This window comes from Bradyrhizobium sp. MV1.5 (assembly GCF_055807615.1).
The window spans coordinates 56788-72705 of sequence record NZ_JBVVPL010000014.1 but is presented as its reverse complement, the minus strand read 5'-3'; the positions used below and the strand labels follow the sequence as shown (position 1 = coordinate 72705).

At 60.8% G+C, this 15918-nt stretch carries 15 protein-coding genes and 2 pseudogenes; 13 read left to right on the top strand and 4 right to left on the bottom strand.

Features of this window, described 5'->3' with window-relative positions; genetic code table 11:
- Nucleotides 1-5: 5 nt before the first annotated feature.
- The 5 genes and pseudogenes from AC0L2J_RS15795 to AC0L2J_RS15775 all read left to right on the top strand — a co-directional run.
- Nucleotides 6-347, top strand: a complete 342-nt coding sequence (locus AC0L2J_RS15795; RefSeq protein WP_473391703.1) for a hydrogenase maturation nickel metallochaperone HypA/HybF — start codon at nucleotides 6-8, stop codon at nucleotides 345-347.
- On the top strand, nucleotides 347-1327 hold the full coding sequence (gene hypB, locus AC0L2J_RS15790) for a hydrogenase nickel incorporation protein HypB (RefSeq protein ID WP_473391872.1): 981 nt from the start codon (nucleotides 347-349) through the stop codon (nucleotides 1325-1327). The genes AC0L2J_RS15795 and hypB overlap by 1 nt, the downstream gene beginning before the upstream one ends.
- A gap of 106 nt (nucleotides 1328-1433) precedes the next feature.
- A complete protein-coding gene (locus AC0L2J_RS15785; RefSeq protein WP_473391700.1) occupies nucleotides 1434-2147 on the top strand; it encodes a HoxN/HupN/NixA family nickel/cobalt transporter in 714 nt (237 codons plus the stop codon).
- Nucleotides 2148-2345: 198 nt separating this feature from the next.
- Nucleotides 2346-4541, top strand: coding sequence for a TonB-dependent receptor (locus AC0L2J_RS15780; protein ID WP_473391869.1), 2196 nt, complete (start codon nucleotides 2346-2348; stop codon nucleotides 4539-4541).
- 84 nt (nucleotides 4542-4625) lie between these two features.
- Nucleotides 4626-4766 (top strand): annotated as a pseudogene (locus AC0L2J_RS15775) (LysR family transcriptional regulator); the annotation flags it as partial.
- Nucleotides 4767-4813: 47 nt separating this feature from the next.
- On the opposite strand, the pseudogene AC0L2J_RS15770 reads toward AC0L2J_RS15775, so the two are convergent.
- From AC0L2J_RS15770 to AC0L2J_RS15760, 3 genes and pseudogenes are all read right to left on the bottom strand, one after another.
- Nucleotides 4814-4910 (bottom strand): annotated as a pseudogene (locus tag AC0L2J_RS15770) (class II fructose-bisphosphate aldolase); the annotation flags it as partial.
- 163 nt (nucleotides 4911-5073) lie between these two features.
- A complete protein-coding gene (locus tag AC0L2J_RS15765; RefSeq protein WP_473391698.1) occupies nucleotides 5074-5553 on the bottom strand; it encodes a hypothetical protein in 480 nt (159 codons plus the stop codon).
- A gap of 11 nt (nucleotides 5554-5564) precedes the next feature.
- On the bottom strand, nucleotides 5565-5774 hold the full coding sequence (locus tag AC0L2J_RS15760) for a hypothetical protein (protein WP_473391696.1): 210 nt from the start codon (nucleotides 5772-5774) through the stop codon (nucleotides 5565-5567).
- Nucleotides 5775-6628: 854 nt separating this feature from the next.
- On the opposite strand from AC0L2J_RS15760, the gene AC0L2J_RS15755 reads away from it, so the two are divergent.
- Nucleotides 6629-6991: a PilZ domain-containing protein gene (locus tag AC0L2J_RS15755; RefSeq protein ID WP_473391695.1), complete on the top strand. Its 363-nt coding sequence runs from the start codon at nucleotides 6629-6631 to the stop codon at nucleotides 6989-6991.
- A 163-nt stretch (nucleotides 6992-7154) separates the two neighbouring features.
- Complete coding sequence (locus AC0L2J_RS15750) at nucleotides 7155-7691, top strand: hypothetical protein (protein ID WP_473391693.1); 537 nt, start codon at nucleotides 7155-7157, stop codon at nucleotides 7689-7691.
- Between the two features lie 25 nt (nucleotides 7692-7716).
- Here AC0L2J_RS15750 and AC0L2J_RS15745 read toward each other — a convergent pair whose 3' ends face one another.
- Nucleotides 7717-9060 carry an LLM class flavin-dependent oxidoreductase gene (locus AC0L2J_RS15745; protein WP_473391691.1) on the bottom strand — a complete coding sequence of 448 codons (1344 nt, stop codon included), beginning with the start codon at nucleotides 9058-9060 and terminating at the stop codon, nucleotides 7717-7719.
- A gap of 558 nt (nucleotides 9061-9618) precedes the next feature.
- On the opposite strand from AC0L2J_RS15745, the gene AC0L2J_RS15740 reads away from it, so the two are divergent.
- The 6 genes from AC0L2J_RS15740 (at nucleotide 9619) to AC0L2J_RS15715 (ending at nucleotide 15389) form a co-directional block, all read left to right on the top strand.
- Complete coding sequence (locus AC0L2J_RS15740; RefSeq protein WP_473391689.1) at nucleotides 9619-10548, top strand: TauD/TfdA dioxygenase family protein; 930 nt, start codon at nucleotides 9619-9621, stop codon at nucleotides 10546-10548.
- Between the two features lie 94 nt (nucleotides 10549-10642).
- Nucleotides 10643-11632 (top strand): ABC transporter substrate-binding protein, encoded by a 990-nt coding sequence (locus AC0L2J_RS15735; protein ID WP_473391686.1) that lies wholly within the window; start codon nucleotides 10643-10645, stop codon nucleotides 11630-11632.
- Nucleotides 11629-12495 carry an ABC transporter ATP-binding protein gene (locus AC0L2J_RS15730; RefSeq protein ID WP_473391683.1) on the top strand — a complete coding sequence of 289 codons (867 nt, stop codon included), beginning with the start codon at nucleotides 11629-11631 and terminating at the stop codon, nucleotides 12493-12495. The genes AC0L2J_RS15735 and AC0L2J_RS15730 overlap by 4 nt, the downstream gene beginning before the upstream one ends.
- 136 nt (nucleotides 12496-12631) lie before the next feature.
- On the top strand, nucleotides 12632-13363 hold the full coding sequence (locus AC0L2J_RS15725) for an ABC transporter permease (protein WP_473391680.1): 732 nt from the start codon (nucleotides 12632-12634) through the stop codon (nucleotides 13361-13363).
- A gap of 74 nt (nucleotides 13364-13437) precedes the next feature.
- On the top strand, nucleotides 13438-15072 hold the full coding sequence (locus tag AC0L2J_RS15720; RefSeq protein ID WP_473391677.1) for an FAD-dependent oxidoreductase: 1635 nt from the start codon (nucleotides 13438-13440) through the stop codon (nucleotides 15070-15072).
- Complete coding sequence (locus tag AC0L2J_RS15715) at nucleotides 15069-15389, top strand: 4Fe-4S binding protein (RefSeq protein WP_473391673.1); 321 nt, start codon at nucleotides 15069-15071, stop codon at nucleotides 15387-15389. The genes AC0L2J_RS15720 and AC0L2J_RS15715 overlap by 4 nt, the downstream gene beginning before the upstream one ends.
- The last annotated feature ends 529 nt before the right edge of the window (nucleotides 15390-15918 follow it).

The following is a 15918-nucleotide window of genomic DNA, read 5'->3' as shown; positions in this document are numbered from 1 at the left end:
TGCTCATGCACGAGCTAGGCATTACTCGCAACATTATCGCGATCGTTGGCGACGCCGCCAAGGGCCGTCGGGTTCGCCGCGTCAATCTCGATGTTGGCGAATTGTCCGGCGTGATGCCCGACGCGATCGCCTTTTGCTTCGAGACGGTTGCTCGGGGGACGAAGCTGGAAGGCGCAACGCTGGAGATCAGGAAGATTGAGGGACGCGCCCGCTGCGATTCCTGTGGACTGGAGTTCGTCACCCGGACTCTGTTCAGCGCGTGTAGCTGCGGTTCGCACCGGCTGACGCGATTGCAGGGCGAAGAATTGAACATCAAGAGCATGGAACTGGAAGAGGAGGTCGCTTGATGTGTGGTCATTGCGGATGCGGAGATAAGCGCGGCGCCACAGTCCTAAATCTTCAGACCGGGAAGGAAATCGATATGAGCGGCCATTCCCACCACGACGATCATAGCCATGAGCACGCGCATCACCTCAAACATGATCATTTACTTGGCGATGGTGTCACGCATAGTCACGATCACCACCACTCCCATGACGGCCCCCACGTGCATCATCATGTCCACGACCATGTTCACGCCGATGGCATACGTCACAGCCATAGTCATGCAGCCCACGATGATCAGAGCGTGGAGCATCGACACGATCACGCTGGGGGCAGCGTGATCGAGCTGGAGACACGGATCCTCGCCAGGAATGATGCGCTGGCGGCCAAAAACCGGGCATGGTTTGCGGGTCGGGAAATTCTCGCGCTCAATCTGGTCAGCTCGCCGGGTTCGGGCAAAACGACGCTGCTGGAGCACACGATTCGCGACCTGTCTGCCGAGCTAAAGATCTACGTGGTGGAGGGCGATCAAGCGACCGCCAATGACGGCGAGCGAATTCGGGCCGCAGGAGCGCCGGCGGTGCAAGTCAACACCGGCACGGGGTGCCATCTCGAAGCGGACATGGTCGCGCGCGGGTTGGGCGAGCTGCAACCCGTGGCGGGATCAGTGGTGATGATCGAGAATGTCGGCAATCTGGTGTGTCCTTCGATGTTCGACCTCGGAGAGCGCGCGAAGGTTGTCATCCTCTCGGTGACCGAGGGCGAAGACAAGCCGCTGAAATATCCCCACATGTTCCGTGCTGCAGAGATCATGATTTTGAACAAGATCGATCTCTTGCCGCATCTGGACTTCGACGTCTCAGAGGCGATCGCTCATGCGCGGACCGTCAACCCGGACATCAAGGTGTTTCAGGTTTCAGCAAGAAGCGGCGAGGGACTTTCCGATTGGTACGCTTGGCTGCGAGCCGAACTGAGCAAGGCCCGCGAGGCAGCTTTCGCTTAGGTCCAGAGGAGCCGGACGCAATCTGCGGCGAAGTTTCATTGTTGTGCGAGCGTGGGCCGGCTCGAACGCGACGGGCTATGTGTGCCGGAAGAGCGAGGGGACGCAGATGTTCGGGATTATCGGGTTAGGATTTCTCCTCGGGATGCAGCATGCGCTCGAACCGGACCATATTGCGGCGGTCTCCAGCATCGCAGCCAGGCGAACTCACGTTGGCGATATCGTCAAGCACGGGCTGACCTGGGGGCTCGGGCACACGCTGGCCCTGTTCGTCTTCGCCGGCCTGGCCGTCCTGCTGGGTCACGCAATCCCGGAAACCCTGGCGCGACCGCTTGAAAGCGCCGTCGGCCTGATGTTGATCGGCCTCGGAATCAATGTGCTCTGGAAGCTTTGGCGCGATCGCGTTCACTTTCACCACCATGGACATAGCGACGGAACAAAACACACCCACCTCCATCGCCACCGGCATGAAACCTTGATCCACCAGCAAAGCGCGCACACGCATCTGCACGGGTTTCGCTGGCGTTCGCTGCTGGTAGGGCTTGTGCATGGAATTGCCGGTTCGGCTGCATTGCTTGTGCTTGCGGTGTCACAAATCGCGAATCCGATTTACGGACTACTGTATGTCGGGCTCTTCGGCATCGGATCCATGTTTGGAATGGGCTGCCTTTCGATCGTGATCGCGGTGCCGCTTGCAATTTCGGCGCGCTGGCTGACCTGGACCAACCACGCGCTCCAAGCGGTTGTCGGCGTTGTCACGACAGGGCTAGGAGCCCTGACTGTCTATACAACTGCGTTCGCCTACAACTTCGCGGCGAGCTGACGTATTCGCTTTTCTGCGCGATGGGGGGCGGCAGCGATGGGAGAACTGCGAACGTGTCTCCCGGCGCGTGTTAGTGTTTACAATTCCTTTCGATGGCTCCTTGTCGTAGTCCCTACGCAATGCAGAAACGCTCGTTGCGCGAGAACGGCGCGGTATCTCGGCTCTGCCAGAAGTAAACCGGCCTTCAAGTTGCCGTGGATGTCGCTCTGTTGTGGAGCTTTCGCGACCGTGATCGGCCAGACCGAACCATCAGCCGCGCAAGAACTTCCGGCAGCGCAGCCCACCCAGCTGCCAGCGGTCACTGTGACATCGCCGGGGATTGCACGGTCGAAGCGAGCCGCCGGGCCAAAGCCGTCGCGCAACAGGGTGGTGCCGACGAGCGCGGTCATCGGGTCTAATCCGCCGCAAGCGGCGGCCGCAGCCAGCCGCCAAATCGGGCCTGCGGCATCGTCCGACGGCGCGGCCCTGCAGCCAACTGCCGCGAGCGCAATGCATTTCAGCGGCGAGCAGGTAAACGCGATTCCATTTTCGCGGCCTGGCGAGGCACTGGAAGTCGTACCTGGATTGATCGTCACGCAGCATTCCGGCGAAGGCAAAGCCAACCAGTATTTTCTTCGCGGCTTCAATTTGGATCACGGCACTGATCTCGCGATCAGCATCGACGGCATGCCAGTCAACATGCCGACGCACGGTCATGGGCAGGGCTACGCCGACATCAATTTTCTGATTCCCGAGCTAATTCAGTCGGTGAATGTCCGCAAGGGTCCATACTTCGCCGACGTCGGCGACTTCGGCTCCGCGGGCGCGGTCGGAATCGACTACATTAACAAGCTGCCAAAGAACATCGCTGAGATGACGTTCGGCAGTTTCGGTTACCGCCGTGCACTGGCTGCCAGTACGACCGCGGTTAGTGACGGAACTCTGCTAGCGGCGGTCGACGGCACCACGTACGGCGGCCCGTGGGAGGTGCCGAACAATGTTCGCAAGATCAACGGCATGCTGCGTTTTAGCCAGGGCACCTCAAGTGACGGGTTCACCCTCACTGGAATGGCCTACTCAAATGGCTGGAATTCGACCGATCAGATCGCGCAGCGCGCCATAGATCTGGGAGTTATCGGCCGCTTCGGCTCACTCGACCCAACCGACGGCGGCACCTCCAGCCGTTTCAGCTTCTCCAGCAGTTGGGCCCGTTCGAGCGAATTTGGGCAGAGCAATATCAGCGCCTATGTCATCCGCTCCGACCTGCAGCTCTTTAACAATTTCACGTATGTGCTCGAAAACCCGCTTGATGGCGACCAGTTCAGTCAGATCGATCGCCGCACTGTCGCCGGCTTCGATGCCCGGCACGCATTCGACTGGCGTTTTTGGGGGGCCGAAACACAAACTCGTGTCGGTGTGCAGGCCCGCCAGGACGATATCCAGGTCGACCTGTTCAAGACCGAGCAGCGCGCATGGCTTTCGACCGTGCGGGCGGATCGCGTGGTGGAAGGGAATGTGGGCCTCTGGATAGATAGCACCACTCGATGGACCAACTGGTTGCGCACCACGGCGGGAATTCGCGAGGATATATTTGCGGGACGCGTTCTCAGCGATACGCCCCAGAATTCCGGCAAAGACCAGGCGTCCATGATGAGCCCGAAAGCCGGAATTATATTTGGCCCCTGGTCCAAGACCGAATTCTACGGCAATGTCGGCTACGGGCTGCACAGCAATGATATCCGCGGCGCAACCATTACCGTCGATCCAAACGACAAGGTAAGTCCGCTCAATCGCGTGCCATTTCTTGTGCGCTCGCGGGGCGCTGAACTCGGTATCCGCACCAGGCCGATCGACGGCCTTACCAGTTCGCTCGCAGTCTTTGTGCTCGACTTTGATTCGGAGCTCCTATTCGTCGGGGATGCGGGCACGACCGAACCGAGCCGCCCGAGCCGCCGCGCCGGTGCGGAGTGGACCAATAGTTATAAGGCTGCGCCTTGGCTAAGCCTCGAGCTTGATCTTGCCTATACCCGCGCGCGCTTTACCGATTTTTATCCCGTGGGCGACCGCATTCCCGGTGCGCCGGCCTGGATCGCTAGCGGCAGCATCACCGTGGGCGGTGAGACCGGCTGGTTCGGCGCGCTGAAGGTACGCTATTTCGGCCCGCGGCCATTGATCGAAGACGATACCGTTCAATCGGCTTCCTCGCTCATCTTCAATGCGCGCGCAGGCTACCGATTTGACAACGGTATGCGGCTGGAGCTGGACGTGCTCAATCTGTTCGACGCCCAGACCAACCAGATCGAATATTACTATCTGTCCCGTTTGCCCGGTGAGCCGATCGGCGGCGTAGCGGATCGTCACGTTCATCCGGCCGAACCGCGCGCGATGCGGATAACCTTGGCCGGGCGATGGTGAAAAGTTGCGCGCCGCCAGGACCTTGCATAGGCAGCATCCGCGGACAAGTTGTCGACTCGATAGTCGTCGGGATGTCAGGCTGCGCGCCTCGTCGTGCTTGACGTCGCCGGCCTGCCGATTGTCCGGCAATGGTGCGTGATCCGCCGCAGCGACAAGGTGCTGCTGGCGCCGGCGCAGGAAATGTTCGATTTTCTGGGCTTGGAGGGCGCCAACTATCTGCCCGACCGCAATTACGGTAGCGTCGCGGGCGCAATTCCCCGGTCTGGTCGGCGGTTCTGCGGACAGCGAGCCGTCCATCATCACCGAGGTGAAGCCGTGTGCGATGGCGCTGGCGCAAGTCGCTTCGTCATTGCCGTGGTCCTGATGCATGCCTGCGTGCTGATAGGCGCGAGCCGTTGCATCTGCACGGCCTCGTTTGCCATGGGCGGCTTAGAACCTCATGGGCACTACCGGCTGGAGCAGGTTTAGAGTCGCTGAACATCAGCTCCATGCCCGATCGGCCTCCTGGAGTCGGAAATAAAGAGCTGGCCGTTCAGTGCTTGTGACGATCCATCTCTCTCAGGAGCACATGGAGGAAGTCGCTGGCATGGTCATACCGTGCCCTGCCGTTGCTGCGCGGGCTGCGTTGGCCGACTATGTCGTCCACGATTTCAGGCTCGAGCAGTTCAATGCGATCCGGCCAACGCTCAAGCAAATTGTTCGGAATGTCTTGACTCGAGCCAAACCGCTTCAACAGAGATCGTTGACCGTCTGGTTCTTTATCGTCGTGAGCCTTGGCGGCATAAAAGGCAAGCAGCCCACGAAAGGCATTGCGAGCAACAGCAGGTTTTGCCATCGCTACCTTCCTCGAAGAATCGTGTTCATTATAGGGAGAATTCTGGAGCCAATATTCACGAAAAGCCAGCAAATATTCAACCGATTGCTCTGGAAAAGGACAGAAGAACTCACCAATCAATTCATCGGCGCCGCGCTTGCAAAAATGCGTAGCAGCTGACCTGCATTCAACCAGCAATGAAAACTTGCCTACGAAATATCCGAGCAGGCCGAGCGGCGTGTTTCAATCTCAGTAGAAACGGCGCTGGCCAGTGTCGCTAGGTCCGACAGCTCTTCGCTCAACCGCTTCTCGATAAACGTGCGCTCAAATTCGGTCAGGCGGGTTCGCAACAACCGGCGGTAGCGTTGGATGTTGTTTTGACAAGCTTGCGTTCGAGCCGACTGCTCAGCTTCCATCATCGGCATCTCACACTGGCCTCTTTTATGTACGTCGAAGCTCCGCTGCTTCCGCATGCCTAGCCGGACTAGCGCTCTCGCCGACTGCGATCTGGTCACCCAAGCCGGCGCCACATGCAGCCGAAGGCCGATGCGGTGGTTGTTCAACCGCGCCCCTTGAAAGCTCCCACCAGAGTAAGCCTAACAGGCCAACAGTGACGGACCTGTGAAGCAGTTCACAAAGAATCGAGCGTTCACTTTCGGTCAAAGGCGCCTGATTAGCCGCACGCGTGGCCCGATCGCGAGTTTGAAGCAGCCTCGCGAGGCCGCTTGAGCAGCCGGAGCCGTCAGGACCCATCCGTCGAGCGGCCGCCCCGTCGGTCCCGGCGGCGGTATTCATCCGGCACCGCCGAGAACAGCCGTGTCCCCGCCTTCGCGGGGCGCTCCAAGCCACCTCCCGGCCGGCTCCAGGTGGCGGGTCCAACCACCTGCGGCGATCAGGAAACGCGGGCCGCTTGGCTCTCGCTCTCTGTCTCAGACGCGATATCCTTTGTTGCCGCCGCAAAACGGCGAGCGGTTCGGCAAATCCGCTGACAAATTGCGCTCTTGCGCTGAAACAGCAGTAATTATGCGCTCAATTTGAAGGACATTCTCGGTCCAGCCAGCGTAATTAGCAGCAAATAGCGCTCTCAAAGTCGAGGCGGGTTATGTAAAGTCATTTGCCTTCACCGAAGCAGGGATCACTCTGCTCAACTCGATATCTCTGCATACACCCCGAATTTGTCGGCGCGGTCTCAAGTTGGTTACCCGCTGCCGACGGACTGTGTCTCCACCGAAGCGGTCGCACCGAGCCGAAGTATTTCGGTCTAATTTTTTAAATGAATATTGAAGCTGTTATTGAACAGCGTGAGCGTATGAACTGGGATAAGCGGAAGGCGAGGCGTGTTCAGTTTGAACATGAGCACAGAGCCACTCTCTTGGGGGCTGATGGAACATGGTGGCGCGATTGCGTATTTGTCGATGTTTCTGAAACTGGCGCGAGACTGCGAATAAGTGGACCGACGGATGTCCTGCAATCGCGTCGGTTTTTCCTATTGCTGTCCACGACGGGGCTGGCATTCCGGCGTTGCGAACTGGTTCGACTGAACGGGCAGGAAGTCGCGCTGCGGTTTGTGACAAGGTGGACTGTTGGGGGGCGCCCGGCGCTCCGGGCGACGTTTCCAACGCCAGGGTCAGACTGAGCGAAGAATCACTATTCCGACGTGTCGCGCCATCGCGAACGACCAGCGGGTTTACCCCAACGACCCTCGGTGGTCCGTTCCGTCGCATTCGGTAAGCGGGCGCCCGCGGCGGGTTCGCGCTGCCGATCGCGTGTTTTCATGCCTTGGGAGGACATGCTTTCATGTGCTCATGGGCTGCGACAGGTCCGGAGAGAGTCAATCAGCCTGCAAATTTTGCAGGCCGAATGCTGGCCGCCATCATCACCCCTTCTCGCTGCAATATTGCCCGCATCAAGCATTCGGCCGGCTGCTACATCGAAGGATCACTGGAACCGGAGATCAGGGCCAACTTAAAGGCTGTCGCTGGGCCGAGAGCGAAGTTCTTTTCCCGAATGCCATCATTCTCGCGATCACGGCGGAGGCGGGTGGTGAATTGGCGTACTGCACCGCGGTTCGGATCCCGCACGCGATCGACAAGGACAAGCTTGACGAAGCCCGCAAGGGTGGCCTCAATCAGGAGAACCTGCTTCGGCTGGAAACGCGCGCGTTGGAAAAGTGTTCGCAAATTCGCGTCGCGAAGAATGAAGATCGACTCCGTTGTGGCGCAAGAAACCGATTTATGACGCTGCGGTTTCGCAATATCTCTGCGACCTTGGATCCGGCGAAGGCGTCAGTTCGATCCGCTACAAACGACCTGAGAGTTCGAGAAAGCCGGCGCTGAAGGACCTGAGAGGAGGTCCGCCAACCTACGCGATCTCCTGAATGGAATTGGAGAAAATGCTTGCTGGCCGATCCAAGCCGTAGTGATCGCGCAGCGTTTTGCCCGCGTAGTCGTGTCGGAACAGACCGCGCTTGCGCAGGATCGGCACGACCTGCTCGGCGAAGATGTCGAATCCGCCGGATAGCCAAGGCGGCATGACGTTGAAACCATCGGCCGCGCCGTTCTCGAACCAGGTCTGGATGTTGTCGGCGATCTTTTCCGGTGGACCAGCGATCACCCAATGGCCGCGCGCCCCCGCTAGTCGTTGCACGAGTTGACGAAGGGTCGGTTTCTCGCGATCGACGATATCGACCACCAGCTTGAAGCGGCTGGCGACGCCGTGCGCGCTGCCAGTATCGATCAAATGACGGGGAAAGGGATCGTCGAGGTCAAACCCTGAAAGGTCGAGACCGAGCATCTGACGCAGCTGGGTCAGCGAATACTCTGGCTGGATCAAGTCGTCGAATTCTTCCTGCAGTCGCTCGGCCTCGAGCTGCGTGCTGCCGATGAAAGGACTGATGCCGGGCAGGATCTTGATCTGATCCGGGCTGCGATCGAAGGCGCGAGCCTGGCGCTTGATGTCGGCGTAGAATTCCTGGGCACTCGCCAGTGTCTGATGCGCGGTGAAGATCGCCTCGGCGAAACGTGCTGCAAAGGCCCGTCCATCGTCGGAGGAGCCAGCCTGGACATAGACCGGCCGTCCCTGCGGCGTCCTTGAGATGTTCAGCGGCCCACGTACACGAAAATGCTTTCCGACGTGATTGATTGCGTGGATCTTGCCGGTGTCGGCGAAAACACCCGAGACGGGATCGTTGACAAGCGCGTCGTCCTCCCAGCTGTCCCAAAGCCGTGTGATCACGTCGAGATACTCCCGCGCACGCTCGTAACGCTCGTGATGCGGAGGATGCTCGGGCAGGCCAAAGTTCTGCGCGGCCTGCGGCGAACTCGTGGTCACGATGTTCCAACCCGCGCGGCCAGAACTGATATGATCGAGCGAGGCGAACAGTCGCGCCAGATTGTACGGCTCGGTGTAGGTCGTCGACGCCGTCGCGATCAAGCCGATCCGACTGGTAGCCGATGCGATCGCCGTGAGCAGGGTGATCGGCTCGAGCCGAAACCGCTGGGCATAGCGGACATTGTCCGCCAGCGCCGGGCCATCGGCAAAGAAGACCGCGTCGAACTTGTGCGCCTCGGCGCGCTGCGCCAGCTCCTGATAGTAGGTGACGTCGAGAATTCGGTCGGATGCTGAATCCCTGTGACGCCAGGCAGCCTCGTGATGGCCGTCAGGATAGATGAAGAAATTGAGAGAAAGCTGCCGTCGTTCGCTCATGTCTGAGATCCGCATGCATTGGGAGCTGTAGGAAGCCAAACTCTACGTCTGCATCCGGTTTGATGTCGATGAAATGAATTTGCATTGTTGAGTTGGATGCAAGCATGAACCTTGCGAGCGGAGCGCCAAGCGAAGAGCGGGGAAAGCGCCAGCACGAGAAAGGGTGAGAGCTGCGGCGACTTCTTCACTCATCCCGAGCATTGGTGCGTTGCTTCGGTCAAGATTGCAGCCCTTTTTCGATCCGACGCGGCGTCATCATTGCAAATCTTTCGGCGTGAGCATCGATGGCGAAGCGTTCGTTACCTATCCCCAAAAACAAAGCTGATTTCGTTTCATTGACTGGCGGCAGATCGCTCGTACCATTCAGAACTCAACACAAGGGCCCGTCATGCTCCAATTTGACCCCGGCGATCGATATTGCGGCTCCGGCCGCGTGCGGGAGCATGTTGCGGCCGAATAGGCCCACAGCCTGAAATGACCTGATTTATCTCCGCCGTCGCTCTTGCGACCGGGGTTCGGCGGAGCATTGCCCTGGGGATCGCATGGCGAGAAACGATCATGAGCAACACGACAACCATCGACAACGTCATTCCGCTCGCGGACATCGTCAAGCGAGCGGCGCGGCTCGGCGCGGAGATCAGGAACATCAAGTTATCGGGCGATCTCGGCGACGAGACCGTCCGTGCCATCAACCAGGTGCTGCTCGAGCATAAGGTTATCTTCTTTCGTAACCAGGAGCATCTCGACGATGCGGAGCAGGAGCGCTTTGCAACCAGGCTCGGCAAGCTGGTCCCCCATCCGACGGTCGGGGCGACCAAGGGGACGTCGTCGATCCTGGAGCTGGATTCCGGTCGAGGCGGTGGCCGCGCGGACCAATGGCATACCGACGTCACATTCGTCGATGCCTATCCGAAGATCTCGGTGCTGCGCGGCGTGGTGATCCCGCCCTATGGCGGCGACACGGTGTGGTCGAACACGGCGGCAGCCTATCTCGATCTGCCGGCACCGTTGCGCAAGCTCGCCGACGAGCTGTGGGCGATCCACAGCAATGCCTACGATTACGCCGTGAAGACGCAGGCAACTGAAGCGGATAGGAAGCACTTCGACGAGGTGTTTACCGGAACGATCTACGAAACCGAGCATCCGGTGGTGCGTGTTCATCCGGAGACCGGCGAACGCACCCTCGTGCTCGGAAATTTCGTCCAGCGTTTCGTTGGGCTACCGAAGTATGACGGCCAGAAGCTGTTCGAGCTGTTTCAATCGCACGTTACGGCGCCGGAAAACACCGTGCGTTGGAGCTGGAAGACCGGCGACGTGGCGATCTGGGACAATCGCGCCACCCAGCATTATGCGGTCAACGACTACGGCGATCAGCACCGCATCGTCCGTCGCGCCACGATCGATGGCGACGTGCCGCTCAGCGTGGACGGCCGGTCCAGCGTGACTCGCGTCAAGACATCCAAACCTCAGGCCGCAAAAGCCGCTTGATTTAAGTCCACTCCAGGAAAACCATGAAATGAACGCGATAAGTCGAATCCTCAATGTGTCTCGGCACACCGTGCGTAGGGCCGCGCGAGTTCTGTTGGCGGGCGCCGTCGCGCTCGGCCTTACGGCCCCGGCGTTCGCCGAGCCGCCACTCGAGAAGACCGAGATCCGTTACCAGGGTTGGGCGGGACAGGTGACCTTTCCCGAGCTGGCCGAGGACCTCGGCTATCTCGCGCCGCTGAAACTGAAATGGGTCGGCAATACCATCAGCGGGCCGCAGGATATTCAGACCGTGGTCACCGGTGACGTCGACATCGGCGGCGCGTTCTATGGTGCGATCCTCAAGCTGATCGCCGCGAAAGCCCCGATCAAGGCGGTGGTCGGCTATTACGGCTCCGATGCCAATACCTATTATGGCTACTTCGTGAAGGACGACAGTCCGATCAAGTCCGCGCGCGACCTGATCGGCAAGAAGGTGGCGGTCAACACGCTGGGCGCACATCTGGAGTTCGTATTGCGCGAGTACATGGCTAGGTCCGGCCTCAGCGCGAGCGAGGCCAAGCAGGTCACGCTGGTGGCGATCCCACCGGTGAGCGGCGAGCAGGCGTTGCGCCAAGGCCAGGTCGAGGTGAGTGCGCTAAGCGGCGTCTTGCGCGACAAGGCCCTCGAGCGTGGGGGCATCCGCTCGCTCTTCAATGACACCGATCTGTTCGGCCAGTTCACCGGCGGTGCCTACGTGCTGCGAGACAGATTCATCAAGGACAATCCCAATGCCTCGCGCAAGCTCGTGGAGGGGATTTCGCAGGCGATCGCATGGGCCCAGACCACACCGCCGGAACAGGTGAGGGCCCGGTTCGACAAGATCATCGCCGAGCGCAAGCGCAATGAGGATGCCTCCTCGATCAAGTACTGGAAGAGCACGGGCGTTGCCTCCAAGGGCGGCGTGATCTCGGATGCCGAAATCCAGGTCTGGATCGACTGGCTGGAGAAGGACGGTCTGTTCAAACCGGGTCAGGTCAAGGCATCTGATACCTATACCAACGCGTTCAACTTCTTTCGTCCCGGCAAGACGGCGGAGGCCCGATGACCTCGGTCAAAATCCGTATCGAGCAAGTCCGCAAGGAGTTTTTCCTGCGTGGCGAGGGGGCCGAGCAAAGAAAGCACTTTGCCGCGCTTGAGGACATCACGCTCGATGTTCGCTCCGGCGAATTCCTGGCGCTTGTCGGCCCGAGCGGCTGCGGAAAGTCCACCTTGCTCGATCTGCTGGGCGGCCTCACGCTGCCCACTAGCGGCCGGATTCTGCTCGATGGGCGGCCGATTGCCGGACCGGGTCGCGACCGCGGCATCGTGTTCCAGCAATATGCCCTGTTTCCTTGGCGCACCGCCGTTGAGAATGTCGAGTTCGGGCTCGATATCGCCGGGCTCAAGCCCAAGCAGCGCCGCGACATCGCCCGGCATTTCCTTGACCTGGTCGGCCTGTCCGGCTTTGCCGACCGCTATCCGCACGAGCTCTCCGGTGGCATGAAGCAGCGCGTCGCGATCGCGCGGAGCCTCGCCTACGATCCGGAGGTGCTGCTGATGGACGAGCCGTTCGCCGCGCTCGATGCTCAGACCCGCGAGACGCTGCAAGGAGAATTGCTCCGGATCTGGCGTGCCACCCGAAAAACCATCGTCTTCATCACCCATGGCATCGACGAGGCGATCGTGCTCGGCCAGCGGGTGGCAGTGATGACGTCGCGCCCGGGCCGGATCAAGCAGGTGTTCGACATTCCAGATGTGCTGCGCAGCGAAGATGGCGACGTACGCTCGCTATCCGAGTTCGGCCACGTGCGTCACGACGTTTGGAGTCTGTTGCGCGAGGAAGTGTTGAAGGCACAGCAGGGACAGTTGGCCGGCGCCATTGGCACGCAGCGTGCCGCCCGCAAAGTGGAAGAGGTTGCCCATGTCTAGTCTCGAGATGTTGACATTGCTGGGGGTTGCGCACGGGCGCCGAGAGCCGCTCGCCAGCGTGGAAAGACCGGCATCGCCGGTGGCGGACCGGATCCGCGCCGCGGCCCGCGGGCTGGCTGCCTTCGGGCACCGCTCAATGCTGCTGATTGCCCTGCTGGCGGTCTGGGAGGCAGCTCCGAGAATCGGGCTGATCGATGCCGTGTTCCTGCCACCCTTCTCGGAGGTCATCGCTGCGGGCTGGCAGCTTGCGCAATCCGGCGAGCTCTACGATGACGTCTCCGCCAGCCTGTTGCGCGCCTTGAGTGGATTTCTGATTTCGGTCGCGTTGATCGTCCCGCTCGGCGTGGCCGTCGGTTGGTATGCCCGGCTCGGTGATCTCGTCAATCAGTTCATCGAGATCTGCCGCAATACCGCGCCGCTCGCGCTGCTGCCGGTCTTCATCCTGCTGCTCGGCATCGGCGAAACGTCGAAGATCACGATGGTGGTCTATAGCTGCGCGTGGCCGCTGCTGCTCAATACCGTTGCCGCGGTGAAGCAGGTCGATCCGTTGCTGATCAAGTCGGCACGGACCATGGGGGCGACCCCGCAGCAGCTGTTCCGCAAGGTGATCCTGCCGGCAGCGCTTCCCACCATCTTTGTCGGGATACGCCTCGCCAGCGCGTCGGCCATGCTGGTGCTGGTGGCGTCCGAAATGGTCGGCGCGAAGGCCGGCCTCGGCTATCTCATCATCAACAGCCAATACAGCTTCCTGATCCCGCAGATGTATTTCGGCATTCTCGGGATCACCGTCATCGGGCTGGCGTCCAATGCCGTTCTCGAAGCGCTGGAGCGGCGCTTCATGCGCTGGAAGGCGCCAGTGACGGCGTAATCCGTCAGCTCCACATGTGATGATCCAGCCGACGCAGCGCACGATTGAGATTGTTCCGCTTAGAGGAGTGAACGATGACAAGCCAACCCCATCGCGCCGAGCGCGTGTCCGCCCCGCCGGGATCGGTCGAGTTCAACGCCGACGTGCTGGTCCTCGGCGGCGGACCTGCGGGCACTTGGGCTGCGGTGAGTGCGGCGGAACGCGGGGCGCGCGTTGTGCTGGCAGACAAGGGTTTTTGTGGCACGTCCGGGGCTACCGCTGCGGCCGGCACAGGCGTGTGGTACGTCGACCCGGATCCTGCACTTCGCGAGGTCGCGATGGCCAAGCGCGAGAAGCTGGGCGGGCAGCTCCAAGACCGCCGCTGGATGGCACGCGTCCTCGATCAGACCTACCAGCAGAGCTACCGGCTCGCCGATTGGGGCTATCCTTATCCCAGCAATAACGAGGGCAAGTCGCAGCGCACCTCGCTGCAGGGCCCAGAATACATGCGCCTGATGCGCAAGAGGACCAAGCAGGCTGGCGTCACCATTCTAGATCATAGTCCTGCGCTCGAACTGCTCGTGGACGACAATGGCGCCGTTGCTGGTGCCAGCGGCCTGCGCCGGCAGAAGCATGATCGCTGGACGGTGCGGGCCAAGGCGGTCGTGATTGCAACAGGCGGCTGCGCGTTCCTGAGCAAAACCCTGGGATCGAATGTTCTGACCGGCGATGGATATCTTATGGCTGCGGAAACTGGCGCTGAATTCAGCAGCATGGAGTTCTCCAATCCATATGCAATTTCCCCGGCCTTCGGTTCGGTAACCAAGACCCTGTTCTACGGTTGGGCAACCTTTACCTATGAAGATGGCAGCGTTGTCCCCGGCGCGGCCTCGAAGGGTGGGCGCTCGGCTATTGCCCGAGCGTTGCTCGAAGGCGCGGTCTATGCGCGGCTCGACAAGGCTGACGATGACGTGCAGCACCAGATGCGTGCGTCGCAGCCGAACTTCTTCCTGCCATTCGATCGTACCGGCATCGACCCGTTTAGGGATCGCTTCCCGGTCACGCTCCGGCTCGAGGGCACCGTCCGCGGCACCGGCGGGCTCCGCATCATTGACGACAGTTGTGCGACCAGTGTACCCGGCCTCTATGCGGCCGGTGATGCCGCGACGCGCGAGTTGATCTGCGGCGGTTTCAGCGGCGGCGGCAGCCACAATGCGGCTTGGGCTATGTCATCGGGAAGCTGGGCGGGGCAGGGCGCCGCCGACTACGCCAAGCAGCTTGGTAAGACCACCAGGCGAAAACTGTCATCTGCGGGCACGGTCGCCCTTCGTAACCGGTCGCTGCGCCCGTTCGAACCCGCGGCGCTCGCAAGAGCGGTTCAGGACGAGGTCTTTCCATATGAACTGAACTACTTTCGCGATGGGGCACGCCTGGATGGAGCACTGGCGCGTCTCGACGCGGCGTGGATCGGCGTCTCGGACGCGGACGCGGACGCGGCGACCGGAGCCGATGTGTTGCGGGCCCGCGAAAGCGCGGCCATGCTGGCGACGGCCAGGTGGATGTACCGCAGCGCGCTGGCGCGTCAGGAAACTCGCGGTATGCACCGCCGCGACGATTTTCCCGACCAGGATGCGCAGCAGCGTCATTACGTAACGACAGGCGGTCTCGACGAGGTCTGGACCTCGGTCCAGCCACACGCTGAGAGTGTCTATGCGGAGGCCGCGGAATGATCGAGGTTATCGATGCTGAGCACTGCACATCATGTGACATCTGTGTCAACGTGTGTCCGACCAACGTCTTCGACAAGACGGATGGAATTCCGGTCATTGCCCGTCAGGACGACTGCCAGACCTGCTTCCTTTGCGAGCTTTATTGCCCCGAGGATGCGCTCTGGGTCTCCCCCTTGGCCGACGAGAACAAGGCAGTCGATGTGAGGGCACTCAAGCGAACAGGGGCCATGGGCAGCTATCGCCGAGCTGTCGGCTGGACCGACGAGACCCGGGATCGCCGCGGCATCGACCAGAGCTATCTACTCTTTGGTCAATGAGTGGCAGCGCGACGAGGGCCGTTTCCGCTTGAAATGCACGCGCTCGCGCGCGTTCGCCGGCTTGGAGCGACGTTGCTGCGATTCGCGTCGGCGCTTCGCTCGCTCGGGGGCGAGCAACAAGGATGGTGGCCCGGCCGTATCGACAGGCACCTCCTCCATCTTTTGGTTCTGGGGCCCGGCGCGCCTTCATGGATTCATGCACGGCTTGCCCCTTGGCGGTCATCCTCCAGCGGTCATTTTGACGCTCAACGAGGACATCCGAAAAAGATCTGCAGCTCGGGCGCGCATGGCGCCGTTTGGTACGCTCGGCCTACTCCGGCCGTTGGTCACAAGATGTCCATGGGCCCGGAGGAGATGCGAGCTCGAGGGGTCGCCGACGTATTCAGGCCTGAGCGCAAGTGTTTCCGCGCGAAATCGAGAAGACGCCGCGCTATGTGATGAAGCCTGCTGGTCGATCTCCGGTTGACGCGGTCTTCATTGGGTGTGGCGGAGTCGATTGCATGTGCCTCCTCCCAAACAAAGCCTTCTG

Coding starts and splice junctions, on each gene's coding strand:
- AC0L2J_RS15795 (WP_473391703.1), top strand. CDS start 6: ATGCACGAGCTAGGCATTACTCGCAACATTATCGCGATCGTTGGCGAC.
- hypB (WP_473391872.1), top strand. CDS start 347: ATGTGTGGTCATTGCGGATGCGGAGATAAGCGCGGCGCCACAGTCCTA.
- AC0L2J_RS15785 (WP_473391700.1), top strand. CDS start 1,434: ATGTTCGGGATTATCGGGTTAGGATTTCTCCTCGGGATGCAGCATGCG.
- AC0L2J_RS15780 (WP_473391869.1), top strand. CDS start 2,346: ATGTCGCTCTGTTGTGGAGCTTTCGCGACCGTGATCGGCCAGACCGAA.
- AC0L2J_RS15760 (WP_473391696.1), bottom strand. CDS start 5,774: ATGATGGAAGCTGAGCAGTCGGCTCGAACGCAAGCTTGTCAAAACAAC.
- AC0L2J_RS15755 (WP_473391695.1), top strand. CDS start 6,629: ATGAATATTGAAGCTGTTATTGAACAGCGTGAGCGTATGAACTGGGAT.
- AC0L2J_RS15745 (WP_473391691.1), bottom strand. CDS start 9,060: ATGAGCGAACGACGGCAGCTTTCTCTCAATTTCTTCATCTATCCTGAC.
- AC0L2J_RS15740 (WP_473391689.1), top strand. CDS start 9,619: ATGAGCAACACGACAACCATCGACAACGTCATTCCGCTCGCGGACATC.
- AC0L2J_RS15730 (WP_473391683.1), top strand. CDS start 11,629: ATGACCTCGGTCAAAATCCGTATCGAGCAAGTCCGCAAGGAGTTTTTC.
- AC0L2J_RS15725 (WP_473391680.1), top strand. CDS start 12,632: ATGCTGCTGATTGCCCTGCTGGCGGTCTGGGAGGCAGCTCCGAGAATC.
- AC0L2J_RS15720 (WP_473391677.1), top strand. CDS start 13,438: ATGACAAGCCAACCCCATCGCGCCGAGCGCGTGTCCGCCCCGCCGGGA.
- AC0L2J_RS15715 (WP_473391673.1), top strand. CDS start 15,069: ATGATCGAGGTTATCGATGCTGAGCACTGCACATCATGTGACATCTGT.